Source organism: Luteibacter sp. UNCMF366Tsu5.1, from assembly GCF_900119235.1.
GTDB lineage: Bacteria > Pseudomonadota > Gammaproteobacteria > Xanthomonadales > Rhodanobacteraceae > Luteibacter > Luteibacter flocculans.
Genome location: NZ_FPIS01000002.1, coordinates 526,378 through 551,398 on the forward strand (window position 1 = coordinate 526,378; position 25,021 = coordinate 551,398).

23 protein-coding genes and 1 tRNA gene are annotated in these 25,021 nt (G+C 65.9%); 13 read left to right on the plus strand and 11 right to left on the minus strand.

All coding sequences use genetic code 11. The features are described 5' to 3' along the window. Window positions 1-208 precede the first annotated feature (208 nt). The 3 genes from BT115_RS11505 to crcB are packed head-to-tail and all read right to left on the minus strand — an operon-like array spanning window position 209 to window position 3,248. Window positions 209-1,648, minus strand: a complete 1,440-nt coding sequence (locus BT115_RS11505; RefSeq protein WP_072322743.1) for an MFS transporter — start codon at window positions 1,646-1,648, stop codon at window positions 209-211. A gap of 44 nt (window positions 1,649-1,692) precedes the next feature. Continuing rightward, window positions 1,693-2,817, minus strand: a complete 1,125-nt coding sequence (cfa, locus tag BT115_RS11510) for a cyclopropane fatty acyl phospholipid synthase (protein ID WP_072322744.1) — start codon at window positions 2,815-2,817, stop codon at window positions 1,693-1,695. A gap of 41 nt (window positions 2,818-2,858) precedes the next feature. Then, window positions 2,859-3,248, minus strand: a complete 390-nt coding sequence (crcB, locus tag BT115_RS11515) for a fluoride efflux transporter CrcB (protein ID WP_072322745.1) — start codon at window positions 3,246-3,248, stop codon at window positions 2,859-2,861. A gap of 122 nt (window positions 3,249-3,370) precedes the next feature. Here crcB and BT115_RS11520 point away from each other — a divergent pair, with 122 nt between their 5' ends. Beyond that, entirely contained in the window at window positions 3,371-4,633 is a 1,263-nt protein-coding gene (locus BT115_RS11520) for a multidrug effflux MFS transporter (protein WP_072322746.1), read from the plus strand. A 488-nt stretch (window positions 4,634-5,121) separates the two neighbouring features. After that, window positions 5,122-6,009, plus strand: coding sequence for a hypothetical protein (locus BT115_RS11525; protein WP_072322747.1), 888 nt, complete (start codon window positions 5,122-5,124; stop codon window positions 6,007-6,009). Between the two features lie 3 nt (window positions 6,010-6,012). On the opposite strand, the gene BT115_RS11530 is transcribed toward BT115_RS11525, so the two are convergent. The 5 genes from BT115_RS11530 to BT115_RS11550 are packed head-to-tail and all read right to left on the minus strand — an operon-like array spanning window position 6,013 to window position 9,030. Continuing rightward, entirely contained in the window at window positions 6,013-6,522 is a 510-nt protein-coding gene (locus BT115_RS11530; protein WP_255369410.1) for a hypothetical protein, read from the minus strand. 7 nt (window positions 6,523-6,529) lie between these two features. Then, window positions 6,530-6,802 (minus strand): cell division topological specificity factor MinE, encoded by a 273-nt coding sequence (minE, locus tag BT115_RS11535; protein WP_072322748.1) that lies wholly within the window; start codon window positions 6,800-6,802, stop codon window positions 6,530-6,532. A 2-nt stretch (window positions 6,803-6,804) separates the two neighbouring features. Beyond that, window positions 6,805-7,617: a septum site-determining protein MinD gene (gene minD / locus BT115_RS11540; RefSeq protein WP_072322749.1), complete on the minus strand. Its 813-nt coding sequence runs from the start codon at window positions 7,615-7,617 to the stop codon at window positions 6,805-6,807. A gap of 37 nt (window positions 7,618-7,654) precedes the next feature. After that, entirely contained in the window at window positions 7,655-8,437 is a 783-nt protein-coding gene (minC, locus tag BT115_RS11545; RefSeq protein ID WP_072322750.1) for a septum site-determining protein MinC, read from the minus strand. Continuing rightward, entirely contained in the window at window positions 8,434-9,030 is a 597-nt protein-coding gene (locus tag BT115_RS11550; RefSeq protein WP_072322751.1) for a GNAT family N-acetyltransferase, read from the minus strand. The genes minC and BT115_RS11550 overlap by 4 nt, the downstream gene beginning before the upstream one ends. A gap of 189 nt (window positions 9,031-9,219) precedes the next feature. Here BT115_RS11550 and BT115_RS11555 point away from each other — a divergent pair, with 189 nt between their 5' ends. The 7 genes from BT115_RS11555 (at window position 9,220) to BT115_RS11585 (ending at window position 17,369) form a co-directional block, all read left to right on the plus strand. Then, window positions 9,220-10,491 carry a sensor histidine kinase gene (locus BT115_RS11555; RefSeq protein ID WP_072322752.1) on the plus strand — a complete coding sequence of 424 codons (1,272 nt, stop codon included), beginning with the start codon at window positions 9,220-9,222 and terminating at the stop codon, window positions 10,489-10,491. Next, the gene (locus BT115_RS11560) at window positions 10,488-11,129 is read left to right on the plus strand and encodes a response regulator (protein ID WP_072322753.1); all 642 of its coding nucleotides are present in this window, start codon (window positions 10,488-10,490) and stop codon (window positions 11,127-11,129) included. The genes BT115_RS11555 and BT115_RS11560 overlap by 4 nt, the downstream gene beginning before the upstream one ends. Window positions 11,130-11,380: 251 nt before the next feature. Beyond that, window positions 11,381-12,727 carry a polyketide cyclase gene (locus BT115_RS11565; protein ID WP_072322754.1) on the plus strand — a complete coding sequence of 449 codons (1,347 nt, stop codon included), beginning with the start codon at window positions 11,381-11,383 and terminating at the stop codon, window positions 12,725-12,727. A gap of 239 nt (window positions 12,728-12,966) precedes the next feature. Next, window positions 12,967-13,902 (plus strand): ABC transporter ATP-binding protein, encoded by a 936-nt coding sequence (locus tag BT115_RS11570; RefSeq protein ID WP_072323179.1) that lies wholly within the window; start codon window positions 12,967-12,969, stop codon window positions 13,900-13,902. After that, window positions 13,899-14,633 carry an ABC transporter permease subunit gene (locus BT115_RS11575; RefSeq protein WP_072322755.1) on the plus strand — a complete coding sequence of 245 codons (735 nt, stop codon included), beginning with the start codon at window positions 13,899-13,901 and terminating at the stop codon, window positions 14,631-14,633. Before BT115_RS11570 ends, BT115_RS11575 begins: the two co-directional genes overlap by 4 nt. A 2-nt stretch (window positions 14,634-14,635) precedes the next feature. Continuing rightward, window positions 14,636-16,489 carry a GldG family protein gene (locus BT115_RS11580; RefSeq protein WP_083527428.1) on the plus strand — a complete coding sequence of 618 codons (1,854 nt, stop codon included), beginning with the start codon at window positions 14,636-14,638 and terminating at the stop codon, window positions 16,487-16,489. 1 nt (window position 16,490) lies between these two features. Next, complete coding sequence (locus BT115_RS11585) at window positions 16,491-17,369, plus strand: cytochrome c oxidase assembly protein (RefSeq protein WP_083527429.1); 879 nt, start codon at window positions 16,491-16,493, stop codon at window positions 17,367-17,369. Between the two features lie 30 nt (window positions 17,370-17,399). Here BT115_RS11585 and ppk2 read toward each other — a convergent pair whose 3' ends face one another. From ppk2 to hemA, 3 genes are all read right to left on the minus strand, one after another. Further along, window positions 17,400-18,170, minus strand: coding sequence for a polyphosphate kinase 2 (gene ppk2 / locus BT115_RS11590; RefSeq protein ID WP_072322756.1), 771 nt, complete (start codon window positions 18,168-18,170; stop codon window positions 17,400-17,402). A 248-nt stretch (window positions 18,171-18,418) separates the two neighbouring features. Next, window positions 18,419-19,501, minus strand: coding sequence for a peptide chain release factor 1 (prfA, locus tag BT115_RS11595; RefSeq protein ID WP_072322757.1), 1,083 nt, complete (start codon window positions 19,499-19,501; stop codon window positions 18,419-18,421). A 110-nt stretch (window positions 19,502-19,611) separates the two neighbouring features. Continuing rightward, entirely contained in the window at window positions 19,612-20,883 is a 1,272-nt protein-coding gene (gene hemA / locus BT115_RS11600; protein WP_072322758.1) for a glutamyl-tRNA reductase, read from the minus strand. A gap of 101 nt (window positions 20,884-20,984) precedes the next feature. Here hemA and BT115_RS11605 point away from each other — a divergent pair, with 101 nt between their 5' ends. The 4 genes from BT115_RS11605 (at window position 20,985) to BT115_RS11620 (ending at window position 25,008) form a co-directional block, all read left to right on the plus strand. After that, entirely contained in the window at window positions 20,985-22,724 is a 1,740-nt protein-coding gene (locus BT115_RS11605; protein WP_177257403.1) for a tetratricopeptide repeat protein, read from the plus strand. 71 nt (window positions 22,725-22,795) lie between these two features. Then, window positions 22,796-23,413: a lipoprotein insertase outer membrane protein LolB gene (gene lolB / locus BT115_RS11610; protein WP_255369411.1), complete on the plus strand. Its 618-nt coding sequence runs from the start codon at window positions 22,796-22,798 to the stop codon at window positions 23,411-23,413. Between the two features lie 65 nt (window positions 23,414-23,478). Next, window positions 23,479-24,876 carry a 4-(cytidine 5'-diphospho)-2-C-methyl-D-erythritol kinase gene (gene ispE, locus BT115_RS11615; RefSeq protein WP_072322760.1) on the plus strand — a complete coding sequence of 466 codons (1,398 nt, stop codon included), beginning with the start codon at window positions 23,479-23,481 and terminating at the stop codon, window positions 24,874-24,876. A 55-nt stretch (window positions 24,877-24,931) separates the two neighbouring features. Beyond that, window positions 24,932-25,008: transfer RNA gene (locus BT115_RS11620), tRNA-Gln, on the plus strand. Window positions 25,009-25,021 lie beyond the last annotated feature (13 nt).

Below are 25,021 nucleotides of genomic sequence, written 5' to 3' on the forward strand. Positions count from 1 at the left end.
GGATGCTGCTCGCGGCGAGGGGAGCCTGCCTGTCGGATAGCCGACACCCGGGGCCGAGAAGAATCTAACTGTGGGACCCGCCATGGCGGCGAGAAGCCCACGGAGCGGTGTAGCGGCGACGCAGCTTTCATCGCCAGCAGGCTGGCTCCCACCGGCAAGATTCCCTCGCCGCCATGGCGGTTCCACAACCAGGCTGTCGCCACGGCGCTCAATCGCCGACGCTGCCCAGTGGCGCCGCCACGTCCTCCAGCGACCGGCGCTCGGCCGCCACGCCCAGCCAGAGCGCGGCTGCGGCGCCCACCAGCATCAGCGTTGCCCCCAGCGCGTAGCCCCAGCCGATCGCCGCACGCTCGCCTGTACCGATCAGCGTGCCGAACAACCAGGGGCCGGCCACCCCGCCGAGCGCGGTGCCGAAGGCGTAGAACAAGGCGATCGCCAGGGCGCGCAGTTCGAGCGGGAAGCTCTCGCTCACCGTCAGGTAGGCGGAGCTGGCCGCCGCGGATGCGAAGAAGAACACGATGCTCCAAGCCACGGTCTGGGTCCGCGCATCGAGGTGCCCATGGACGAACAGCCACGCGGTGACGAACAACAGCAGACCCGACGCGGCATAGGTGAGGGCGATCATCGGGCGGCGGCCGAGGCTGTCGAAGAGCCTGCCGAGCAGCAGTGGCCCGAGGAAATTGCCCGCGGCGAAGGGCAGCAGATAGAGCCCGACCTCAGCGTCCGCCACCCCATAGAAACGTCCGAGCGCGAGCGCATAGGTGAAGAAGATCGCGTTGTAGAAGAACGCCTGGGTGGCCATGAGCACCAGTCCCAGCAGTGTCCGCCGCGGATAGGTACGGAGCAGCGTGGTCGCGACGTCCGTCAAGGTGATTCCGCGCGGCCTCAGGCGCAGCCGTTGCAAGGGCGTGGCGGGTGGCGCAGCACCGACGCGGCGCTCGATCTCGGCGACCACGGCCTCGGCTTCGCCGACCCGCCCGTGCAGCATCAGCCAGCGGGGACTCTCGGGAATCCAGCGTCGCAGCACCAGAATGCCCAGGCCAAGCGCGGCGCCGAGCCCAAAGGTGAGCCGCCAGCCCAGTTCCGGCGCCACCCAGCCCGAATCCAGCAAGACGACGGAGCCCATGGCACCGGCCGCGGCGCCGAGCCAGAAGCTGCCGTTGATGACGAGGTCCGTGTGCCCGCGATAGCGGGCGGGGATCAACTCCTGGATCGCCGAATTGATCGCCGCGTATTCGCCGCCGATGCCGGCGCCCGTGAGCAGGCGGAACAGCGCGAAGGTGATGAAGTCGGGCGAGAAAGCCGTGGCTGCCGTGGCGACGAGGTACAGACCCAGGGTGACGGTGAAGAGCTTCTTGCGCCCGAGGCGATCCGTGAGCCAGCCGAAGAACAGCGCACCGACCACCGCCCCGACGAGATAGAGGCTGCCTGCGAGGCCCACCTGCATGTCGCTGAGCCGGAGCACCGGGCTGGACTTGAGTGCGCCAGCGATCGAGCCGGTGATGGTGACTTCCAGCCCGTCGAGCACCCAGGTGATGCCCAGGGCCGTCGCCACCAAGGTATGGAATCGCCCCCAATGCAATCGGTCGAGGCGCGCGGGGACGTCGGTTTCGACGATGTCGTGGGTGATGCCGGCGGGGGAGTCCATGGGCCGAACGTAGGCGACCCACCGCTTACGCGCCGTCAACGGCCTCAGCGTGGTGCGCGATAGCCTCCGGCCACGCCCTGCGGGGAAAGCGTGAGCTGCCAGAGCTGGTCGCGTCGGCTCCGGAACACGCCCGCCGAGCAGCCGAGATAGAAGTGCCACATGCGGCGGAATCGCTCGTCGTAGCGCGCCGAGAGACGCGGCCACGCGGCGTCGAAGTTTTCCCGCCAAGCCATCAGCGTGCGGTCGTAGTCCGCGCCGAAGTTATGCCAGTCCTCCACCACGAACAGGCCCTCGAGCGCACTCGCCACCTGGCTCATCGCAGGGATGACCGAATTGGGAAAGATGTACTTCTCGATCCACGGGTCCGGCCGTCCCGGCGTACCGTTGCTGCCGATGCTGTGCAGCAAGGCCAGGCCGTCCTCGCGCAGGCAGCGGCGCGCCACCTCGAACCAGGTGCGGTAGTTCTTGCCACCGACGTGCTCGAACATGCCCACGGAAAGAACGGCATCGAAGTTCTCATCGAGTTCGCGATAGTCCTGCAACCGAATGTCGATCGGCAGGCCCTCGCACAGCGACCGCGCATACTCTGCCTGTTCCCGCGAAATGGTGACACCGACGCCGCTCACGCCGTAGCGTTCGGCGGCAAACTTCAACGCCTCGCCCCACCCACAGCCGATGTCGAGCACGCGCTGACCAGGTTGCAGGCGAAGCTTGCGGCAGATGAGGTCGAGCTTGGCCTCCTGCGCAGCGTCGAGCGTGTCTGCTTCGGCCCAATAACCGCACGAGTAAACGAGGCGCTTGCCGAGCATGGCCTCGAACAGGTCGTTGCCGAGGTCGTAGTGCTGGCGGCCCACGTCCCACGCGTGTTCGCCACGCTGCCGGTTGAGGAAGCGTGCCTTCAAGTGTGCGATCAGCGTGTCGAGCGTGCGTAGCGATTCGTCCAGGTGTGACGACAGCACGCGCGTGAAGAAGCCGGGCATGTCGACCACGTCCCACCAGCCGTCCATATACGCCTCGCCAAGGCCAAGCGAGCCGTGGGCGAACACGCGCGCGTAGGTGCGGTCGTCATGAATGGCGATATCGGTGGGACGACTGCCGCCAAGGGTGACGCCGGCCTGATCGAGCAGTTCGGCCGCACGTGCCTTGAGAGAAGACGCATCGTGACTCATGAAACGCTCCTTGATCCCCCGGCGCCGCCACAGCGGCTTGCTTAGAAATGCTTGAGGACGCCTCGCGTGATCGTCAAGCCCGCGATCGTCATGAAGATCGAACCGACCAGGTTGAGCGCGACATGCCCGGCAAACCATGCGTACTGCTGGCGCAATAGCAACGCCGACGCCTCGGCCGAAAACGTGGAGAAGGTGGTCAGGCCGCCGAGAAACCCCGTCGCCACGAATAGCCGCGCTTCCACCGGCAACGCCTGGTAATGGTCGAACACCCCTAGCACCACACCCATCAGCAGCCCACCTGTGAGGTTGGCGGCCAGCGTGCCGAGCGGGACGGTCGGGAACAGCGGGTTGAAGGCGAGCGCGAGCCACCAGCGCAACCAGCAGCCGAGCATGCCGCCGACGCCGACGGCCAGGAATCCGGTATAGCTCACGTCAACCCCGCGGAGTATCGATGGCGCGATTATGAGCCCTGGTCCGCTCCACGCATACTGCACACGGGGCGGATAGCCGGTTCGTTATACTTCGCGACGCCTCCTTGCGGCTTGTCCGATCCATGCCTTCCGCGACCCGCGACCCGCGTCGCCATCTCCCGCTCCTGCTCGCGGCCCTGACGATGATCGGGCCGTTTTCGATCGACGCCATTTTCCCGGGCTTTCCGGACATCGGGCGCGAGTTTGCCGTGAGCGACGTGGCCTTGCAGCAGCTCTTGAGCGTGTACCTGCTGGCTTACGCGGGCATGAGCCTGTTTCACGGGGCGCTGGCGGATGCCTATGGGCGCAAGCCGGTAATCATCATTGCCATGGCCGTCTATACGGTCGCCTCGGTGGGTGCGGCCATGGCGCCAGACTTTGCCTTCCTGCTCGGTTGCCGCGTGCTGCAGGGCATGTCGGGCGGTGCCGGTATCGTGGTGGGCCGCGCCGTGGTGCGTGACACGATGCACGGCGAGGAAGCCCAGCGCATGATGTCCAAGGTGATGATGATCTTTGGCATCGCCCCGGCCGTCGCTCCGATCGTGGGTGCCTGGTTGCTCGGTATCGATGGATGGCGCGGCATCTTCTGGGCGCTCTCGGGGTTCACGCTGGCCCTCACGTTCGCGGTGGCGTGGTTCCTCGTGGAGTCCCACCCGGTAGACCGGCGCAGCGTGTTCCGCCCGCGTCCGCTGCTGGCGGGCTACCTGCGTATCGGGCGAGATCTGCCGTTCTGGCCTCTGGCCCTGGCAAGCTCGATCAATTTCGCGGGGCTGTTTCTCTATATTGCTTCGGCCCCGCACCTCATTCGTGACCTGCTGCACCTCGGTCCGGATGGCTTCCCCTGGCTGTTCGTGCCGGTGGTGACCGGCATGGTCTCGGGTGCGTTCATTTCCGGTCGTCTTGCGGGGCGGGTGAGTGCGTCGAAGACGGTCGCCTGGGGCTATGCGGCGATGCTGTCGTCGTGCGCGCTGAACCTGATTCTCGCCGTGTCGATGGATACGCCGCGCGTGCCGTGGTCGACGCTGCCGCTGATCTTCTACGGCTGCGGTGTGCAGTTGGCGTTTCCTACCCTCACGCTGCTGTTGCTCGACCGCTTTCCGGACCAGCGCGGTGGTGTGTCGTCGGTACAGGCGTTTGGCAGTCTTCTCATCACGGCATTGATTGCTGGCGTGCTTTCGCCTGCGGTGTCAGGGAGCATGTTGACGCTCGCACTCGGCGCCATCGCAATGTGCTTGATCGGTCTCGGCAGTTGGCTTTGGTATATCCGCCTGGAATACCGCCCTGGCGTTGCGAAGGTCGATGCATCCCATGTCGAACCGCCAACCGCGGGCGACGGGTCGGGTTAGATCCGCCGGCCGCGACCGCGTTTTCGGCACGGATAACGGAATGAACGGGGTTTTTCTCCAAATCTCGCGTTTGCATAGCATGTGGGGCTTTCCCATACTGAGCCGCGCTCGTGACACGACGGCACGACGTTGGAGAATCGGCAGCGCGAAAGGAATTCGCCATGGTTTCTCGTATTGCGAGATGGATGCTCGTTGCGGCCACCGGCGCCCTGTCGGCGTGCGGTGGCAAACCTTCTTATTTTTCGCACCACACGCACCTTCCAACTCATGAAATCCGTGTCCTTGGCACGGGAGAAGACGCGGTCGCGCAGTTGAACGCGTGGTACGCACGAAGCGATAGCGACTGCGGCAGCGCAACGCGCCCCGCCTTCCTCTGCAGCGGCGTAATACTGCGTGCCACCGATAGCCGGCCCGAGTTCCTTCCGTGGGATCCCAGCCCCGACAGCGTCGCGAAGGGCGGCATATCGGCGGCCTGGATGAGGGCAGACATGAATTTCCCGGATACCTTCCTGCCCAACGGCTTCGTCTTCTATGCACCCATGTCGGCACCGACGGGAACGATGGCGTTGGAGGTGCTGTGTGCGTTTCCGTTCGACGGCGATACGTGGAATCGCCGCACCCTGCAAGGGTGTGGTCCGCATACGAGCAATCCGGCTCGAAGTGCCCCGTGCCACGAACTGGGTATCCAGACCTCGCAACAATGGCTGCAGAACTACTACTCGCCTGGCTACACGCGACATTCTCACCAATGCGGCTGGGATGTCCGCATCGGCAGTCCGGCCACGGCCGATCGGTTTCAGCAGAACATTGCCGCGCGCGCAGGCCTGCAATGGAACGAATGGCAGTTCAACACGGAACTGGTTCTGCGAACGTGGGCCACGGGCGCTGGCGCAAGCCTGCCCGTACATTCGTTCTTCTATCGCACCGGTAATGCGCAGGCGCTCGGCAAGGCAAGGTACGACCAGACGCGTTATTTCAATCTCTACGGCAAAGTGCTTCCGGTCATTCGGTTGATATTGCCGACATCACAGGGAGGCACGGCGCGTTTCGACTACGACAGCGCCGATCAGGCGGTCCGATCGTCCGGGGACGAGGTCGTGCCACAAATCACCTTCGTGACCGATCCGCAGGGCGTCGAGATCCCGGACGGCGGTACGACCTCTGCCGCGACGGTGAAGCTCAGCGGATCGGCGCTGGCAGGCCAGGCGGTAAGGGTGTGGCACAGCGGCAGGCTCGATGGCACCGTGGAGACGGATGCCGCCGGTCGATGGACCTTCGTCATCGACGACCTCTTTACCGGTACCAACAACTTCCAACTGCAGGGCATGTATGGCGCGCACCCGCAGTCCGCCATACGCGTGCTGATTGTGCAGTGACGGCTAAGCGACAGGAAGGCCGCGTGCTTGCAGGAACATCCTGGCTTCCATGGCGTCCTGCTCGAACCATGCGCGCGTCGAGCCGAGGCGATAGGTGTAGCCCCAGCGATCCATGTCATCCATCAGGCGGGCGGAGCCGACCGAGGGCAAATGCCCTGCGAGCACGATCTGCAGATAGCAGGTGGCGTCCTCTTCCTCGATGGAATCGGTGGCGTCGGTGTGCACGAGGGCGCGCTTGTCCTCGGGAAGCACGATGAGGTGGCAGGCTTCGTGGAGCAGGGAATGCACGGGGGTGTCCGCGCGCGCATAGACCGTGCTGCCGATGATGCCGGCTTCGCTTTCGCCCCAGAAACTGCCCGGTATGTCGTGGCCGTCGGCGACGGTCACCAGGTTCAGGCCGTAACGGGCGAGCAGGGCACGCGGTTCGTCGAAACCGATCTCGCCGACGCGGAGGACGCCGTCGGCGGGATCGTTGCCCGGAGCCATGTCGGCTCCGGTGATTACGTTGACCATGACCGTGTCAGGGGGCCTGCGTGATGGCCTTGCCCTCGGGCAGGGCGACGGAAAGCTCCAGCACCTCGTGGCCGCTGTCGCGTTCGAGGTTGATGTTCACCGCCTCGACGTCGACGTTCACGTATTTGCGGATGACTTCCAGCAGCTCGTTGCGCAGCAGCGGCAGGTAGTCCGGGCCGCCACGCGTCGAACGCTCCTGGGCCACGATGATGCGCAGGCGTTCCTTGGCCACGCCGGCGCTTGGCTCCGGCTTGCGCTTCAGGAAATCGAGGATACCCATGCTCAACCTCCGAACACGCGCTTGAGGAAGCCCTTCTTGACCGGCTCAAGGAAGCGAAGCGGACGCTCTTCGCCAAGAATGCGGGCGACGGTGTCCTTGTAGGCGGCACCGGCGTTGGAGTTGTCGTCGAGGATCACCGGCACGCCCGCGTTGGACGCGGCGAGCACGTTTTCCGACTCCGGGATCACGCCAACGACCGAGATGCCGAGGATGTCCTCGACGTCCTTTACGCTGAGCATCTCGCCGGCTTCGACGCGATTCGGGTTGTAGCGCGTAAGCAGAAGGTGCTGCTTGATCGGCGTTTCGCCCTTCTCCGCGCGGCGCGTCTTGCTGGCGAGCAGGCCGAGGATGCGATCCGAATCGCGGACGGATGAAACCTCCGGGTTGACCACGACAACGGCATGGTCGGCGAAGTACATCGCCAGGTGCGCACCCTTTTCGATGCCGGCAGGGGAGTCGCATACCACGAAGTCGAAGTTCTCCTTCGCCAGTTCGTCGAGGACCTTCTCGACGCCTTCCTGGGTCAGGGCGTCCTTGTCGCGGGTCTGCGACGCGGCGAGCACATAGAGCGTCTCGTAGCGCTTGTCCTTGATCAGTGCCTGCTTGAGCGTGGCCTCGCCGTGCACGACGTTGACGAAGTCGTAAACCACGCGGCGCTCGCAGCCCATGATGAGGTCGAGGTTGCGCAGGCCGACGTCGAAGTCGATGACGGCGACTTTCTTGCCCTGCATGGCGAGACCGGTAGCGAGCGAGGCGCTGGTGGTGGTCTTGCCGACTCCGCCTTTGCCGGAGGTGACGACGATAATTTCTGTCAAGGGATGTCTCCGAGTATTTCTAGCGGTGCGGCTGCGATTACAGCCGCGCGATCATGAGTTTTCCACTGTCGAGCCAGCATTGCACCGACTGGCCCTCGAATTCCTTGGGGATATCTTCGAACACGCGATAGTGCCCCGCGATGGCGACCAGCTCGGCGCGGAAGTCCGAACAGAAGATGCGTGCCGTCTCGTCGCCCTGCGCGCCCGCCATGGCACGGCCGCGCAGGCTGCCGTAGATGTGGATGGAGCCGTCCGCGATCACTTCGGCGCCGTTGGCGACACCGGCGGTGACGACGAGGTCGCGATCGCGCGCATAGACCTGCTGGCCCGAGCGCACGGTGCTGCCGCTGTGATGCTGCGCGGTGGACGACGCGGCGGCATCGGTGTCGTGGGTCGGAGCGGCGGCGCGCGCCGGCTCGGGCGTGCGTGCCGCCGCCGGTACCGCCGGCGTAGCCGCTGCCGCCTCGCCCTGTGCCGGCTCGTACTGCGCGCGGAACTTCGCGATCAGCGGCAGACCCATGCGCTCGGCGAGCGCCTCGGTCTCGCTGGTGCCGTAGGCGAGGCCGACCGGCAGCATGCCCGCACTGCGGATGGCTTCGAGCAGGGCGTCGACCATGCCATCGTCGGGAAGCTTCGGCAGGTGCGACAGGTCGAGCACCACGGCGGCGCGCGCGAACATCTGCGGCGCCGAGCGCACGCGGCGCTCCAGTTCCTCGACCAGTGCCGCTGCATCCACGCGACGAAGGCGCACGCAGGCGATGCCGACCTGGCCAAAGCGGAGGTCGCAGGCGGCTTCGAGGGATTCGGCGCGGGCGTTCATGCGGCGACTCCGTGGTCATCGATAGGGCGGCGGCGCTCGGCGAGCCAATCCACCTTGGGCAGGCCATCGCCTTCCAGATAGCGTTCGCGCACGAAAGGGAAGCTCGGCAACTCGCGGGCGAGCAGGCTCACCTGCGGGCCTGCGGCCCCCATCCTCTGCTGGCCCACTTCCTGGAAGCCCATGGTGCCGTGGAACAGCACCGTCTGGTCGTTGCGGGGTTCGAGGAACACCTCGCAGGTCAAAAGCGGCACGCGTACCTCTGCATAGCTCTGTACATCGCAATAGAAGATTCGACCCAGGCCGTGGCCGCGCGATTCCGACGCGATCACGATGCGGTCGATATACACGAAGCTTTCGTAATGCGCCTGGAACCAGCGGAAATTGGGGCTGGCGTAATCCGCGTCGGGACGCATAGCGATGAGAAACCCGAGGATGCGACCGTCCTGCTCGGCGACACGGAAATAATGGGCGATCTCGTAAAGATGGCGCAGCCGGTCGATGTCCGTGGCGAGGATGCCGGTGCCTGCCTCGTTATTGAGTGCCAGCACGGCATCCAGGTCGTGCTCGCGCACGTCGCGGATGGCAAGGGCCATTCGTTGCTCCGCATGTGTGTTCGTGGATGGCGACCCCCGGGTCGCCGAATACGCGGCATTATGGCACGCCCGGGCCCTGCCGGGGGAGCGCGGACGGTTGTAAAACCGTTGTAAAGCGAAGGTTTGCCGCGTTGGCGCACGTGACTTCAGTCAGGTGGTGCGCGACGCCCGAAGCCCTATGATGCGGACATGTCCAAGGTCCAGTTCAATCACGTTCGCCTGCTTCGCTACGCGACGTACTTCGTGTTCCTGTGCGCGGGCCTGCCGCTGTCGATGCAGCGCGCCGGCAGCGGGCCGGGCGCGATCGGCGACATGGCCCTGCTGGCCTGGACCGCCTGCTACCTCGTGTTCGGCCTGGTGCACTGGCTGCTTACCAACCAGCTCGGCGCCCGCCTGAACGGCGCTACCCGCGTGGCGGTGCTGGTGATCCTCACCGGCACCGCGCTCGCCATCGGTGTGCTGAGCAAGAGCGGCGTGGGCGCGCTGCTGCTCATCATCGTCGCCACCGTCGTTCCCTGGCTGGTGAGCCTGCCGCTGGGCATCGCCTGGATGGTGGTGGCACACGTGGCGCTGGTACCGGTCTTTGCGGAGGTGCCGGGCTGGGGCGTGATCAGTGCGCTGATGCAGGCCTGCCTTTATTTCGGCTTCTCGGCGCTGGTTTTCATCGCCTCCATGGTGGCGAGCCAGCAGGCGGAGGAGCGCGAGGAGCTTCGCCGGCTCAATTCCGAACTGCGTGCGACCCGCGCGCTCCTGGCCGAGTCCACCCGCATTGCCGAGCGGATGCGCATCGCGCGCGACCTGCACGATCTCGTCGGCCACCATTTGACGGCGCTCAGCCTGAACCTGGAAGTCGCCAGCCACCTGACCAACGATACGGCCCGCGAACACGTGCTCAAGGCACAGAGCACCGCCAAGCAGTTGCTGGCGGACGTGCGCGAGGTGGTGAGCGAGTTGCGTCAGGACGATGCGATCGACCTCACCCAAGCCCTGCGCAGCCTGACCGAGGGCGTGCCCGGGCTGGACGTGCGGCTCACCATCCCGCCGCGTTTCGGCGTGGAAGACCCGCGTCGCGCGCAGATGCTGCTGCGCTGCGTGCAGGAAATCCTGACCAATACCGTGCGCCACGCCAATGCCCGCCATCTGTGGCTGACTTTCCGCCACACAGGGCCCGACGAACTCTGCCTCGACGCCCGCGACGACGGCCGTGGCAGTGGCAACGGCGAGTTCCGCCCGGGCAACGGCCTCAACGGCATGCGTGAGCGTCTCGCTGAATTCGGAGGCACCGTGGCGTTCCGCACCGATGCCTCCGGCGGCTTCGCGCTCACGGCGCGATTGCCGCTGGGCGAAGAGCCCTCGCTCGCCCACGCGCCCCCGCGGCAGGTGCTCGATCCCGGCCTCGGCGACGAGCCCGAAACGCTGCCGCGTGCCAAACTCTCCGTTCCTTCCGAGGATCTTCCATGATCTCCGTCTGCCTCGTTGACGATCAGAACCTGGTTCGCCAGGGCATCCGCTCCCTGCTCGACCTCGCCGGCGACATCCGTGTCGTCGCGGAATGCGCCGATGGCGCGCAAGCGGTGCAGACGATTCCCCAGATACGGCCTGACGTGGTCCTGCTGGACCTGCGCATGCCCAACATGAGCGGTCTGGAGGTGCTCCAGGCTCTCGGTGGCCGCAACGAGCTTCCGCCGACGATCATCCTGACGACGTTCGACGACGACCAACTGGTGCTCTCGGGCCTCAAGGCGGGCGCACGGGGCTACCTGCTGAAGGACGTCTCGCTTGATCAACTGGTCGAAGCGGTACGTACCGTGGCCGCGGGCGGTTCGCTGGTCGCGCCGATGGTGACCCAGCGCCTGCTGGCGGGGGTGGGGCGTATCCAGAACCAGTTCTCCAGCCTCGAGCAGCCCGATCCCCTCACGGAGCGTGAGACGGAGATTCTGCGCTTGCTCTCCGGCGGCTACAGCAACAAGGAGATCGCCAATTCCCTCCGCGTTGCCGAGGGCACGGTGAAGAACCACGTCTCCAACATTCTCTCCAAGCTCGGGGTTCGCGATCGCACCCGCGCCGTCTTGAAGGCCCTGGAACTGGGCATCGTCTAGCTGAGGGGCGCGGGGGAAGGGTGACCCGAACCTGACCAGGAGTGTGGGCAGGGCTACTCCGGCCGAAAATCCGCTTGTGCGAGCTAGAAAAAAAGGGCAGGCGACCCAATGGCGTTCCCCGCCGCGAGCAAGTACCATCGGCTCTTTCGGCGCGGGCGAACCCCTGCCACGGGCCGATCCATCAGGGGTGACCGCTGGGCGTCCATGGCCTTGCGTGGAGCCTGTTCGTAAGACGTTCGGAGATCCGTGGAATGACGCGTCTGTTAGAATTTATCGTCGCCCTAGTCATCGTCGCCGTGCTCGGTGTCGTGGTCGGCGTGGCCATGCCCTCGACCGGACATGTCGAGCGCGAAATGCTGATCAGCAAGGATCTGCGTCAGGTTTACGACGTTTTCAGCAACTTCCGCCGCTTCCCTGACTACACCGTGTTGCGGTCGTTCGACCCGAAGGTGCAGTTCGAGCTGTCCGGCAAGGCCTATGGCCCGGGCGCCAAGATTTCCTGGAAGGCCTCCGACCCGAAGGTGGGCGATGGCTCGCTGGAAATCGCCTCGATCGATCCGGGCTTCGCCCAGATCTCCGATGCCGGCAAGGGCACCATCGTCTGGAACCTCGACAACGGCTGGCGTGGCGAGGACAAGAAGTTCACGATCAAGCTCGAGCGCACTGGCCGTAGCCAGAAGCTCGTCAAGGTCAACTGGGCCTACGACGTGTCGTACGGCTTCAACCTGATCAACCGCTTCTCGAACCTCTACATCCATGGCGATCCTGACGCGCTGATCCAGTTCAGCCTGTCCAATCTCCAGAACCTGATGGCGTCGATTCCCAACATCGACTACAGCAAGATGGTTCCGGAAATCGTCGATCAGCCGGCCAAGCCGATCCTGTTCGTCTCGACCACGGCCCCGCGCACGCTGGATGACGTCGACACCGCCTCGGATAAGGCCATGGCCGAGATCCAGGCCGCGGCGAAGAAGCTGGGCGTGAACATCGTCAGCCCGCGCATCACGTTCACCACGAACTGGGGTGACCAGAATTACACCTTCGACGTGGCCGCCGAGATCGATTCGACCACGCTGAAGATCAATGGTCAGGACGTCGAAGTCACGGCCGCCCAGCGTCCGGCACTCGATGCCGCGGCACCTGCCGAGGCCTCGACCGCCGCCGCGGCTGGCGCCCCTGCCGATGCCGCCACTCCGGGCAGCAAGGACAAGCTCGGTCGCGTGATCGTCGATGGCAACGTCAAGGCCGTGCTCGCGTTCGGTGGCAAGGCGCTCAAGACGGAGTGGAACGGCACCGGTGCCGGCCTCCCGCAGACCCGCCAGATGCTCGCTGCCTACTCGCAGACCCACGGCTACAAGTACGACGACGTGACCTACCGCGCCTACGACATCCAGGTGAAGGCGCCGGTGAACAACAAGGGCACGATCGAGGGCTACGACGAACAGAAGTTCGAGATCTACCTGCCGCTGCAGGGCGACAACCTGCCGTCGCAGACGCCCGAGCAGGAAGCCGGCATGAAGCAGCCGGGTCTCGAAGACGCGGCTCCGGCCCCGGCAGGCACCGCCCCGGCTCCGGCCAGCACCGCCGCAGCGCAGTAACTCGCGCTCTGAGGCATCGAAAACCCCGCCGTGAAAACGGCGGGGTTTTTTGTTGCCTGATGAAACGCGATGTGGAGGCCGTCGCGGCGCCAGGGCTGTGGCCGAAGGCGTTTCTTCAATCCCCCAGTGTCAACGCGATGGGCGACGCGGAGCGAACCCGCAAAAACCTTCGCGGCGCCAACGCACGTCAACGCGCGCAACCCATTCCCCAACCACGCGCAACCGCTACACTGGCGGCGATGATCGAAGCCGACCGACTTACTCGCTGCTATGGGCCGCTCACCGCGGTCGATTCGCTCAGCCTTCGTGCCGAACCCGGGCAGGTGCTCGGACTGCTCGGTCCCAATGGCGCGGGCAAGTCCACCGCCATGCGCATGATCGCGGGATTCCTCACGCCCACGTCCGGTACCGCGCGCGTCTGCGGTCACGACGTGCGCAAGGAGCCGCTCGCCGCGAAGCGCGCGCTCGGGTACCTGCCCGAAGGGGCCCCCAGCTACGGCGAAATGACGATCCGCGAGTTTCTCGTCTTCATGATCCGCGTACGCGGTCTGGAGCGCGACATCGCCTATCGCCGCTTCGACGAGGTGGTCACGAGGCTGGAACTGGACGACATGCTGGACCAGACGATCGGCACGTTGTCCAAGGGCCTTCGTCGCCGCGTCGGCCTTGCTCAGGCGATCCTGCACGATCCGCCGGTGCTCATGCTCGACGAACCGACCGACGGCCTCGATCCGAACCAGAAGCATTCGGTACGCATGCTCATCGATGCGATGGCGCGCGAGCGCACCATTCTCATTTCGACGCATCTGCTCGAAGAGGTCCACGCCCTGTGCAACCGCGTCGCCATCATCGCCAAGGGGCAATTGCTCGCCGATGCGACGCCCGCGGAACTGGAGGCGCGTTCGCGTTACCACGGCGCGGTCTCGTTCAGTGCACCCGGTAGCGGCGTGTCGCGCGAGATGCTGGCCCGCATACCCAATGTGTCGATGGTCGAGGTCGATCCACTGGACGGTCGCGTGACCGTGTTCCCGCGCGCAGGCCAACCGATCCTCGACGAGGTGCAGGCGCTGCTGCGTACGCAGAACCTCGAGGTCTCCGAGATCCAGCTGGAGCGCGGTCGTCTCGACGAAGTGTTCCGGCAGATCACTACGCAGCCACGCGAGGTGCGGGCATGAACGCGGCTTTTGCCATCGCACGCCGCGAATTGTGGAGCTACTTCGTCACCCCGGTGGCGTACGTGTTCATGGTGATCTTCCTGGTTCTCGCCGGTCTGCTCACCTTCTACACCGGCGATTTCTACGATCGCGGTCTGGCCGACCTACAACCGTTCTTCGACATGCACCCCTGGCTTTACCTCGTGCTGGTGCCGGCGGTCACGATGTCGACCTGGGCGGAAGAGCGCGCCTCGGGCAGCCTCGAATTGCTGTTCTCGCTGCCGGTGACGATCTCGCAGGCCGTGCTAGGGAAGTTCCTCGCCGCATGGGGCTTCATCGGCATCTGCCTCCTGCTCACCTTTCCGATCTGGATCACCGTCAACTACCTCGGCGATCCCGACAACGGCGTGGTACTCGCGGGCTACGTGGGTAGCTGGCTCATGGCAGGTGCGTTCATCGCAATCGGTACCTGCATGTCCACGAGTACGCGCAGCCAGATCATCGCCTTCATCCTTACGGCCGCGGTGTGCTTTCTGTTGCTGCTCATCGGCCAGCCGCAGGTCATCGACTTCTTCCAGGATTCGCTTCCGCCGAAGCTGCTCGGCGCCATGGGGCAGTTGAGCATCGCACGACATGCCAACGCCATCGCGCGCGGTGTGCTGGACCTGCGCGACCTCGTCTATTTCTTCGCCACCATCGTCGCCTGGTTGGCGGCGAGTGTGGTCATGCTCGACCTGAAGCGGACGCGTTGACGATGCGCCACATGCATCTCTCCCGCTCGTTCCGGCTGCGCCTGGCGCTGTTCGGTATCGCCGTGCTGTTCCTCGTGGTGGTCGCGACCAGTTCGATGTCCCTGCGTACCGCGCGCGTCGATCTCACCGCCGACCGCATCTATACGCTCACGCCGGGTACCCAGGAGATCGTCGACAGCCTGCGCAAGCCGCTGAACCTTACCTTGTACTTCTCCGAACACGCGACGCGGGATCTGCCGCAACTTCGCAGCTACGAGCAGCGCGTGCATGAAATGCTGCGCGAGATCGCGGTGCGCGCGCATGGGCGCATCCGCCTCCGGGTGATCGACCCCGTGCCGTACTCCGACGACGAGGACGCCGCGGAAAGCTACGGACTTTCCCCGGCGAGCGGTGGCAGCAACGGCGAGCGCGTGTTCTTCGGCCTGGTGGGCGCGGACGGCAGCGGCGATGTGCCACCGCAGGCGATCCCGTTCTTCGATCCCGCGCGCGAGGCCTTTGTCGAGTACGACATCGCCAAGCTGCTTTATGAACTCGGTATGCCGACGAAACCACGGCTCGGCGTCATCAGCTCGCTGCCGGTGGAGGGCAACCTCGTGATCGGCGAGCCGGCATGGGCGGTCGTGCGGCAGCTCGACCAACTTGCCGATGTGAGCACGCTGGATCCCAGCGACCTGACGCATATCGACGACGCGCTCAAGGTCGTGCTCCTGGTCCATCCGAAGCACCTGTCCGACGATGCGCTCTATGCGATCGACCAATACGTTCTGCGCGGCGGACACCTCGTGGTCTTCGTCGATCCCGATGCGGAAATGGACAATGCGCCGCTGATCGATTCGCATGGCATCGTGGACGACCACGATTCGGATCTGCGCCGTCTGTTCGAAGCGTGGGGCGTGGTCTACGACCCGACCAAGGTTGTGCTCGACCGCTCGCAGGCGCTCACCATTGAACTCAACGGCAACAGCGTGGCGCATCCCGCCATGCTCGGCCTTGGCCCGCAGGATCTCAACCACGACGACGTGATGACGGCCAGCCTGCAGCGGGTGAACTTCTCCACCGCGGGGTTCTTCGAGCTGGCGCCCGACACGAAGGCGCGCATGGTGCCGCTCGTGCAGACGTCCGACGAAGCGGCGGTGGTACCCGCCCAGCGCGCGCGCGACGCTGCGAGCGATCCAGCGAGCCTGCTCGAAAACTACGAGCCGACGCATGAGCGCTACGTGCTGGCAGCACGCCTGCGCGATACGTTCCGCACGGCCTTTCCGGAACGCCAGGAGAAGGGCCATCTTGCGAAAGCCGCAGCGCCCGGCGAAGTGGTGCTCGTGGCGGATACGGACCTGCTTTCCGATCGTCTCTGGATCGACGTGCAGCCGCTGCTGGGACAGCAGCAGCTCACGCCCTTCGCCAACAACGGCGACTTCGTCGCCAACATCGTGGACAACCTCGGTGGCTCGACGGCGCTGCTGTCGATCCGCGGTCGGGTGAATTCCCAGCGGCCCTTCACCAAGGTGCGTGCGCTGCAGGCCGCAGCGGATCGCAAGTTCCTGGTGAAGAAACGCGAGCTGGAGAACGAGCTGTACGAGACCCAGCGTCGCCTCGCCGAACTGCAGCCGGTGAAGAACGCCGCCACGCCCACCACGCTCACGGCCGAACAGCGCCGTGAGGTGGAGCAGTATCTGCAGCGCAAGCTCGCCATCGGCAAGGAACTGCGCGACGTGCAGCATCAGCTCAATGCAGAGATCGATGCGCTGGGCTTGCGCCTGAAGTTCATCAATATCGTACTGGTGCCCGGCATCGTGGCCTTGCTCGGCCTGATCTACGGCTGGCGGCGTACGCGTCGCAGCCGACGCGTGGTCTGACGTGCTCGACAGCGCATTGAAATGGATCGTGCCCTGGGAGTTTTCCTGGGCCTTCCTGATCGTGTTCCTTGGCGCGAGCTGGCTGTATCTGCGCGGGGTTCGGCAATTGCGCGTGTCACCGGCACGGCAGTCGGCGTTCTGGGCCGGCATGGCGATGATCTACATCGCCCTGCATACCTATTTCGATTATTTCGCCGAGCATGAATTCTTCATGCATCGCATCCAGCAGGTGCTGCTGCATCATCTGGCGCCATTGCTGCTGATCGCGTCGTATCCGGGTACCGTGCTGCGTGCCGGGTTGCCGTTGAGTTGGCGCATGCGAGTGCGCAAGGCAGGGCAGTCGCTGGCCTGGCGAGTCCTGGCATCGGTGGCCTTCAACCCCGCCTTCGTCACGCTGTTTTTCGTGGCGCTGATCCTCGTCTGGCTGATACCGGGCATGCAGACGCTGGCGATGCTGGACTGGCGCATATACCGGGCGATGAACTGGTCGATGGTGCTTTCCGGCCTGTCCTACTGGTGGCTGGTGCTGGATCACCGCCCGAAGCCACCCGGCCGCATGTCGCCCGGCTGGCGCGTGCTGTCGCCGGCGATCACGATGACGCCGCAGATCGTGGCGGGCGCCATCGTCACCTTCTCGAAGACCGACCTCTACCCGATCTTCGAGATCTGCGGCCGCGCTTTCACGATGAACGTGCTCACCGGCCAGCTCATCGGCGGCGTGATCATGTGGGTGCCGGCCGCGATGATCGAATCGATCGGCGGGTTGCTCGCGCTGCGTCAGTGGCTGCGTCTCTCGCGCCGTCGCCATGTGGGAGCCGCCATGGCGGCGAGAAGCCGGCAGCGCCGTGAAGCCGTGAGGCGCGTTTCCTCGCCGCTGTAGCGGCTCCTGGAGCGAGCCGTGTGCGTCGCTTCAATAGACCTCAGGCACGCGCTCCGCCTTGGCGGTGACCTTGTCCTTCTTGAGCTTGCCCTTTAGTGGCGGCAGGTCGAATTCCTTGTCGGGGCAGAGCTTGTCCGGAATCTGATCGAGCAGGTGACGGATGAGGTTGAGGCGCCCACGCTTCTGATTGTTGAAATCCACGACGAACCAGGGCGCATCGTGCGAATCCGTGTGCTGGATCATGGCATCGCGCAGGTCGCCGATCTCAACGTACTTCTCGCGCGCCTTCAGATCCACGGGGGACAGTTTCCAGCGCTTGAGCGGGTCTGCCGCGCGTTCGGCAAAGCGTTCCTCCTGCTCGTCCTGATCCACCGACAGCCAGTACTTGAACAGCAGGATGCCGTCGTCGGTGAGCAATTTTTCGAAGGTGGGGCAGGCCTTCATGAAGGCGTCGTACTGTTTGTCGGTGCAGAAGCCCATCGCCGGTTCCACCACGGCGCGGTTGTACCAGCTGCGATCGAACAGCACGAGTTCGCCCGCTTGTGGCAGATGTTCCACGTAGCGCTGGAAATACCACTGGGTGTCTTCGTCCGGGGAGGGCTTGCCAAGCGCCACGACACGCGCAGCGCGCGTATCGAGCTTGTCGGTGATGGCCTTGATGGTGCCACCCTTGCCAGCCGCATCGCGGCCCTCGAAGATCACCACCATGCGCTTGCCGGACATGCGCAACCAGCGGGTCAAGCCGACCAGCTCGATCTGCAGCTCTTCGAGCGCTTTCTCGTATTCTTTTTTCTTGCCCATGCGACGGCTCCACTTCGGACGTAACCCCGAGTGTGCCTCAAATGGGGGAGCCGCTATAGCCGCGAGAAGCCGACGAAGCACATGTGAGCCCCCACCGTGGTGGCAAAAAAAGCCAACGAAGCAACGGTGGGAGCCACCCTGGTGGCGATAAGCCAACGAAGCGGTGTAGCGGTGAGGCAAGGGTGCCTCCCGCTGGCAAGCTCCCATCGCCAGCAGGCTGGCTCCCACCAGTAAGTTCGAGGTAGGCCTCAGGCGCTTGCAGTCAGCGTCTGCAGCTCGTCTGCCTGGTGCTCGCGGGTGAGGGTGTCGATCAACTCGTCCAGATCGCCCTGCATGACCTCGGTGAGGCGGTAGAGGGTGAGATTGATGCGGTGGTCGGTGATGCGGCCCTGCGGAAAATTGTAGGTGCGGATGCGCTGGCTGCGATCGCCCGAGCCGACCTGCAGGCGCCGCGATTCGGCTTGCGCCGCGCTCTGCTTGCTGCGCTCCGCGTCGAGCAGGCGCGCCTTGAGCAGGCTCATCGCGCGGGCGCGGTTCTTGTGCTGGCTGCGTTCGTCCTGGCATTCCACGACTGTGCCGGTGGGCAGGTGCGTGATGCGGATGGCCGAGTCGGTCTTGTTCACGTGCTGTCCGCCGGCGCCCGATGCGCGAAACGTATCGACCTTGAGGTCGGCATCGCGCAGCTCGATGTCGTCGACCTCATCCTGCTCAGGCAGGATCGCGACGGTAGCGGCAGAGGTGTGGATGCGCCCCTGCGATTCGGTTTCGGGCACGCGCTGCACGCGATGCGTGCCGGACTCGAACTTCAGCTTCGAGTACGCGCCGCGACCTTCGATGCGCGCGACGACTTCCTTGTAGCCGCCATGCTCGCCTTCGTTGGCGTTGAGGATCTCGACGTGCCAGCGCTGGCGCTCGGCGTAACGTGCATACATGCGGAACAGATCGCCTGCGAAGATCGCCGCCTCGTCGCCACCCGTGCCGGCGCGCACTTCGAGGAACAGGTTGCCCTCGTCGCGTGGGTCTTTCGGCAGGAGGAGGATCTGCAATTCGCTGTCGAGTCGGGCGAGATGCGCTTCGATTCGCGCGACGTCGTCGGCTGCCATCTCGCGCATTTCCGGGTCGTCGAGCATCGCTCGCGTCTCGGCCAGTTCGCGTTCCGCTTGGTCGTGGTCCTTCAAAGAGGCGGTCACGGCTTCGAGCTGAGCGTACTCGCGCGACAGCTCGCGGAAGCGCTGCCCGTCGGCGAGCACGTCGGGCTGCGCGAGCAGCAGGCCGATTTCCTCATGGCGTTCGGCGAGGGCTTCGAGTTTGCGGCGGATCGAGGGGGTCATTCGGTCACTAAACTGTGGGAGCCGCTATAGCGGCGAGAAGCCAACGGAGATAGGAAGCGGTGAGGCTGGTTCCCCTCGCCGCTATAGCGGCTCCTACAATTGCCGGCGCATCATGCTGACACGTCGTCGTCCGGGTCCAGCCCGTACAGGCGACCGGCGGCGTGGAGGAGGTCGAGGTCGCCCGCCATGGCGGCATCGCGCAAGCGCGCGCTGGGCGTGTGCAGCAGCTTGTTGGTCAGGGTGTTGGCGAGGAAGGCGAGGGCTTCCTCCGCGCTCCGGCCCTTGGCGAGCATCGCCTGCGCCTTCGCCAGCACCTCGTCGCGCTGGGCCTCGGCGGCCACGCGCATGTCCACGGCCGGATTGCGCAGGTTCAACGCCCGGCGCCAGGCCATGTAGCGCTCGACCTGAAGATCGATGATCGCATCGGCCTCGCGGGCCGCCAGCTCGCGAGAGCGCCGGTTTTCGTCGATGACCTGCTTCAGGTCGTCGATGCCGTAGAGGTACACGTCGTCCAACGACGCCACCTCGGGCTCGACGTCGCGCGGCACGGCGATGTCCACCATGAACATGGGGCGACGGCGGCGCGCGGCGATCGCGTCGGCCACCATCTGGCGGGTCACGACCGGCTGCCGCGACGCGGTGGACGTGATCACGATGTCCGCCTCTGCCAGATGGCGCGGCAGATCGGCCAGGGCGATGGCGTAGCCGGCGTACCGCCCGGCCAGCTCCTGGGCGTTCTCCAGGGTGCGATTGGCGACGATCAGCCGGCGCACCTGCTTGTCAGCCAGATGGCGAGCCGCCAGTTCGATCGTCTCGCCGGCACCGATCAGCAGCACGCATGCCTGGCGCAGGTCGGTGAAGACCTGCTCGGCGAGGCGCACGGCGGTATAGGCCACCGACACGGTGTGGGCGCCGATGCGGGTATCGGTGCGCACGCGCTTCGCCACCGCGAACGTGTGCTGCAGCAGCCGCTCCATCGGCGCGCGCAGGGTCTGCGCGGAGCGCGCCTGCTGGTAGGCGTCCTTCACCTGTCCGAGGATCTGCGGCTCGCCCAGCACCATGGAATCGAGGCCGGTCGCCACGCGGAACATGTGGCGGACGGCGTCCTGTTCGTCGTGGCGGTAAAGGAACTCGTCGAGGCGTTGCGGGGTCAACCGGTGTTGACGTGAAAGCCACTGGCTCGGCACCGCCTCGAAACCTTCGGCCACGCTGCAATACAACTCGGTGCGGTTGCAGGTGGAGAGAATCATCGCCTCCTCGACGCCCGGCTGCCGGGTCAGGTCGCCAAGTGCCTCGGGCGCCACGGCGGCGTCGAAAGCCACCTGCTCGCGCAGGCTGACCGGCGCGGTGAGGTGATTGAGCCCGAGGGCGATGAGAGGCATGACGGGTCGGCTTGAGTGGCGTCGGCTAAGCTAAGGGCGCATTGTGCGCTCACAAGGCAGCCGGCGCTTGCAGGTGCCTATCGGGAATAACGGAGAGTAGTGTGCTGAGCGGTCGGTCCAAGTTCAAGCAAGTGCGGCATCTTGTGGCTCCTCTCGCGCTCGCCGCGGCGCTCGCTGGCTGCGCCGTGGCCCCGGTGGAGGCGCCCAAGGCCGTCCGCACCGGTGTCCAACCGCTCGATCGCATGCAGGTGGCGATCGTGCCGCCGGAGCGCGATCTCCAGGCGCAACTCATGGCCGGCGACTTTGCCCTGGCCGCCAACGATCTGAAAGGCGCTGCCGACGCCTACGGGCGCGCTGCGGCGCTGAGCGACGATCCAAAGGTGGCTGGCCGGGCCCTGGAGTTGGCTTTGGCCGTGCATGACCAGGCAGCGGCGGACAAGGCTCTCGCCCGTTGGTCGGCGCTGGGCGGCAAGCCGGCCGAGCTGGCCAGCGCCCGTGCCCGCATGGCGCTGGATCGGGGCGACACGGCAGAGGCCCAACGTCAGCTCGACGCCCTGGTGTCGTCCGGCGATCCCGATGCGTGGCGGGAGTTCGGCAGGATTCTCGCTACCGCGCGCGACGCCGCGCAGGCCGGCATGCTGCTCGAACGTATCGCCACGCCGCAGCGCCTGCCGAACGATTCCGCCGCCTGGCTCGCCATGAGCGAATTGGGCGAGAGCCTGGGGCGGCACGACTACGCGAAAACGCTGGGCGATGCCGCCGTGGCGCGTTTCCACGACGGCACGACCTACGCCTGGGCCGGCCAACAGAAGTTCAAGGCAGGCGACAAGGACGCGGCCCGGAAGCTGTTCGCCAAGGCGGTGGCCAAGGAGCCGAAGAATCCGCGTCTCCGTCTCGCTTACGCCTCTCTGCTCGTCCAGGACGGCCAGGAACAGGCGGCTGCGAAGCTGCTCGCCAGTGGTGCCCAGGATGCCGATACCTACACGCTACGCATGACGCTCGCCGCCCGTTCGTCCGACAAGGCGGCGCTCCGCCTTCTCTACGAGGAGATCCGCCGGCAATCGGACGACGTGCAGTCGGACAACGCCTTTACGCTGGGCCAACTCGCCGAGCTGCTGGGCAAGCAGGACGATGCGCTCGACTGGTACGCCGCGGTGGCCGACGACGATCCGCGCATCTTCGACGCGTCGGTGCGCAGCGCGGTCATCCTGCACCTGCAAGGCAAGGACGACGATGCCCATGAAATCGTCGCGGAATTGCAGACCACCTATGCCGATCGGCCGGAGCAACTGCGCAAGGCCTTCGCGGTGGACGGCGAGCTGTACATGGACGCACGCCAGTTCGACGCCGCCGTCGCGGCCTACGACAAGGCGCTTCGCGTGAAGGCCGACGACACGGAGATGCTCTACGGCCGCGGGCTCGCCTATGCCGAAGCGGGGCACGTGGATCAGGCCGTGGCGGACTTCCGCAAGGTGCTCGAGCTGAAGCCGGGCGACATCGAGGCCAGCAACGCGCTGGGCTACACGCTGGCGGACAACGATCGCGATCTGGCCGAGGCGCAGACGCTGCTGCAGGCGGCCCGTGCGGCGCGTCCCGACGATCCGTCGGTGGCGGATTCGTGGGGATGGCTGAAATTCCGCCAGGGCCAGCTCGATCAGGCGGAAAGCACCCTGCGCAGTGCGTGGGCGCAGCGCAAGGACGGCGACATCGGCGTGCACCTCGCCGAAGTGCTGTGGGCCCGCGGGCATCGCGACGAGGCACGCAAGCTGCTCAACGAAGTGCGCCGGCTCGATCCGAAGAATGCGGCACTGGAAAAGACCGAGCGGAAGCTGACGCCTTGAGCGGGGCACATCCGCGGCCATCGCTGCCGTTAGCCTCTCCTCTTCCCGCCGACGTCGCCATGGTCTCGATCGTGTCCCTTCTTCGTAAAACGCTGTTCGTTGCGTTACCCGTGCTTCTCCTGGCCGCCTGTGCCACCACGCGGCCGCCGGTTCGGCAGCCTGGCGACGCGGTGACGCTCGGCCTGCAGGAGCAGCGCGAACGCGCACTCGCCGAAACGGATCACTGGACCCTCGAAGGTCGCCTCGCCGTCTCCGACGGCAAGGACTCCGGGTCCGGTGGGCTCACCTGGAAGCAGGATGGCGACCGTTACGAATTCACCGTGCGAGCGCCGGTCACAGGGCGCAGCTTTCGCCTCACGGGTGGCCCCGAGGGAGCGCAGCTCGAAGGTCTGGACGGCGGCACGCGCCGTGGCCCCGATGCGGAATCGCTGATGGCGAGCACGGTCGGCTGGCAGATTCCGATGACCGAGCTGAAACGCTGGGTGCTCGGTCTGCGCGCCGACACCGGTCCGGCCGACATCGCGTTCGGCAGCGATCGTCTGCCGTCGCGTCTGGTGCAGGACGGCTGGACCGTGGACTACAAGCAGTGGGACGCCACACGCCAACCGGCGATGCCGACGCGCGTGTTTGCCGAGAAGCCGCCGTTCAAGGTTCGCTTGTCGATCGAGGACTGGTCCTTTACCCGCTGACGTCGGCAGGGAGGGGGAAGCGGCCCGGCTATACTCCGCGCCACGTTTCCCCCGGCTCCGCGCTCATGCATTTCACCATCACCCGCGCTCGCGACGACGATGCCGAGCGCCTGTGCGCCATCGAGCGCGCCGCCGTCGAACTGTTCCGCGGCCACGTTGCCTGGGCGGCGTATTCGCGCCTGTCGCTGCCGGTGGATACGGTTCGCGAGCTGATCGTGCGCGGCCTCGTCTGGGTCGCGTCTGTCGACGACGAGGTGGTGGGATTCGTCTGCATCGACACGTTTGGCGGTCCGCACACGGCGGGCATCGCGGAAATCGACGTCTTGCCCGCGTTCGGCGGCCACGGCATTGGCGCAGCCTTGCTCGAGCGCGCCTGCGAGTGGGCGCGCGAGGCCGGCTACGAGCGTGTGGATCTGGGTACGCTCGCCGATGTGCCCTGGAACGCGCCCTTCTACGCCAAGCATGGTTTTGTCGTGGTGGACAAGCACGCGCCCGAGTTCGCCGACGCCCTGGTGCGCGATCGCGAGAACGGGTTTCCCGATCACCTGCGCGTGTTCATGAGCCGCCCATTGGCGCCGCTCCGGAGTGGCGATTGGACCGCATGGCCCGCCCCGGCGAAGCTCAACCTGTTCCTCCGCATCGTGGGGCGGCGCGACGACGGCTACCACGAGCTGCAGACCGTGTTCCGACTGCTCGATTGGGGTGACGAAGTGCGGCTGCGCGTCCGTACCGATGGCGTCGTCGCGCGCGTGGCCGGGCCGCAGGGCGTGCCGGAGGATGCCGACCTCACGGTTCGCGCCGCACGGCTTCTGGCCTCGGCGACGGGAACGACGCTCGGCGCCGATATCGCGGTGGCAAAGCGCATTCCCATGGGCGGTGGGCTGGGCGGTGGCAGTTCCGACGCCGCCAGCGTGCTGGTCGGCCTCAACACGTTGTGGGGCACGGGGCTCGACGAGGACCAACTGGCGACCCTCGGCCTGGCTCTGGGCGCCGACGTCCCGGTGTTCGTCCGTGGCCGCTCGGCATGGGCCGAAGGGGTGGGCGAGCGGCTGTCGCCGATGCGCCTCCCCCGCCGCTGGTACGTCGTGGTCGATCCCCGCGAGCATGTGCCGACGGCGGCCCTGTTCGCCGCTCCCGAATTGACACGTACGGCCCCGCGGGCGACAATTTCGTCCTTTGTTTCCGGGGATTCGGCGGAAAACGCCTTCGAACCGGTGGTCCGTGCGCGCCACCCGCGGGTGGCCGCGGCGCTGGACTGGCTGGGTGGCTTCGGTCACGCGCGGCTGTCCGGCAGCGGTGGCTGCGTCTTCCTGGAAACGAGAACCCACGAAGCGGCGCTCGGCGTCGCTTCGCGCTGCCCCGGAGGCTTCACGGCCCACGTGGCGGCGGGCGTCGACCCCTCTCCGTTGCATGCGGCACGGGAGCGGATCGAGGCGAGGGGCATCGTGTCGTTTGACGGGTAGGGCCGCGGGCTGCGGCAAGCCATGGCGAATCACAGGGTTCGCCGGAACGAATTGTTGGGGCGTCGCCAAGCTGGTTAAGGCACGGGATTTTGATTCCCGCATGCGCAGGTTCGAATCCTGCCGCCCCAGCCACCGTTCGCGGTGG

Excerpts from the sequence above, each read along its gene's own strand:
- prfA (WP_072322757.1), bottom strand. The coding sequence starts at position 19,501 with ATGACCCCCTCGATCCGCCGCAAACTCGAAGCCCTCGCCGAACGCCAT.
- BT115_RS11505 (WP_072322743.1), bottom strand. The coding sequence starts at position 1,648 with ATGGACTCCCCCGCCGGCATCACCCACGACATCGTCGAAACCGACGTC.
- BT115_RS11580 (WP_083527428.1), top strand. The coding sequence starts at position 14,636 with ATGCGCCACATGCATCTCTCCCGCTCGTTCCGGCTGCGCCTGGCGCTG.
- BT115_RS11530 (WP_255369410.1), bottom strand. The coding sequence starts at position 6,522 with ATGGTCAACGTAATCACCGGAGCCGACATGGCTCCGGGCAACGATCCC.
- BT115_RS11575 (WP_072322755.1), top strand. The coding sequence starts at position 13,899 with ATGAACGCGGCTTTTGCCATCGCACGCCGCGAATTGTGGAGCTACTTC.
- hemA (WP_072322758.1), bottom strand. The coding sequence starts at position 20,883 with ATGCCTCTCATCGCCCTCGGGCTCAATCACCTCACCGCGCCGGTCAGC.
- BT115_RS11520 (WP_072322746.1), top strand. The coding sequence starts at position 3,371 with ATGCCTTCCGCGACCCGCGACCCGCGTCGCCATCTCCCGCTCCTGCTC.
- ispE (WP_072322760.1), top strand. The coding sequence starts at position 23,479 with ATGCATTTCACCATCACCCGCGCTCGCGACGACGATGCCGAGCGCCTG.
- BT115_RS11560 (WP_072322753.1), top strand. The coding sequence starts at position 10,488 with ATGATCTCCGTCTGCCTCGTTGACGATCAGAACCTGGTTCGCCAGGGC.
- BT115_RS11565 (WP_072322754.1), top strand. The coding sequence starts at position 11,381 with ATGACGCGTCTGTTAGAATTTATCGTCGCCCTAGTCATCGTCGCCGTG.
- minE (WP_072322748.1), bottom strand. The coding sequence starts at position 6,802 with ATGGGTATCCTCGATTTCCTGAAGCGCAAGCCGGAGCCAAGCGCCGGC.
- BT115_RS11525 (WP_072322747.1), top strand. The coding sequence starts at position 5,122 with ATGAATTTCCCGGATACCTTCCTGCCCAACGGCTTCGTCTTCTATGCA.
- BT115_RS11550 (WP_072322751.1), bottom strand. The coding sequence starts at position 9,030 with ATGGCCCTTGCCATCCGCGACGTGCGCGAGCACGACCTGGATGCCGTG.
- BT115_RS11555 (WP_072322752.1), top strand. The coding sequence starts at position 9,220 with ATGTCCAAGGTCCAGTTCAATCACGTTCGCCTGCTTCGCTACGCGACG.
- cfa (WP_072322744.1), bottom strand. The coding sequence starts at position 2,817 with ATGAGTCACGATGCGTCTTCTCTCAAGGCACGTGCGGCCGAACTGCTC.
- minC (WP_072322750.1), bottom strand. The coding sequence starts at position 8,437 with ATGAACGCCCGCGCCGAATCCCTCGAAGCCGCCTGCGACCTCCGCTTT.
- ppk2 (WP_072322756.1), bottom strand. The coding sequence starts at position 18,170 with ATGGGCAAGAAAAAAGAATACGAGAAAGCGCTCGAAGAGCTGCAGATC.
- BT115_RS11570 (WP_072323179.1), top strand. The coding sequence starts at position 12,967 with ATGATCGAAGCCGACCGACTTACTCGCTGCTATGGGCCGCTCACCGCG.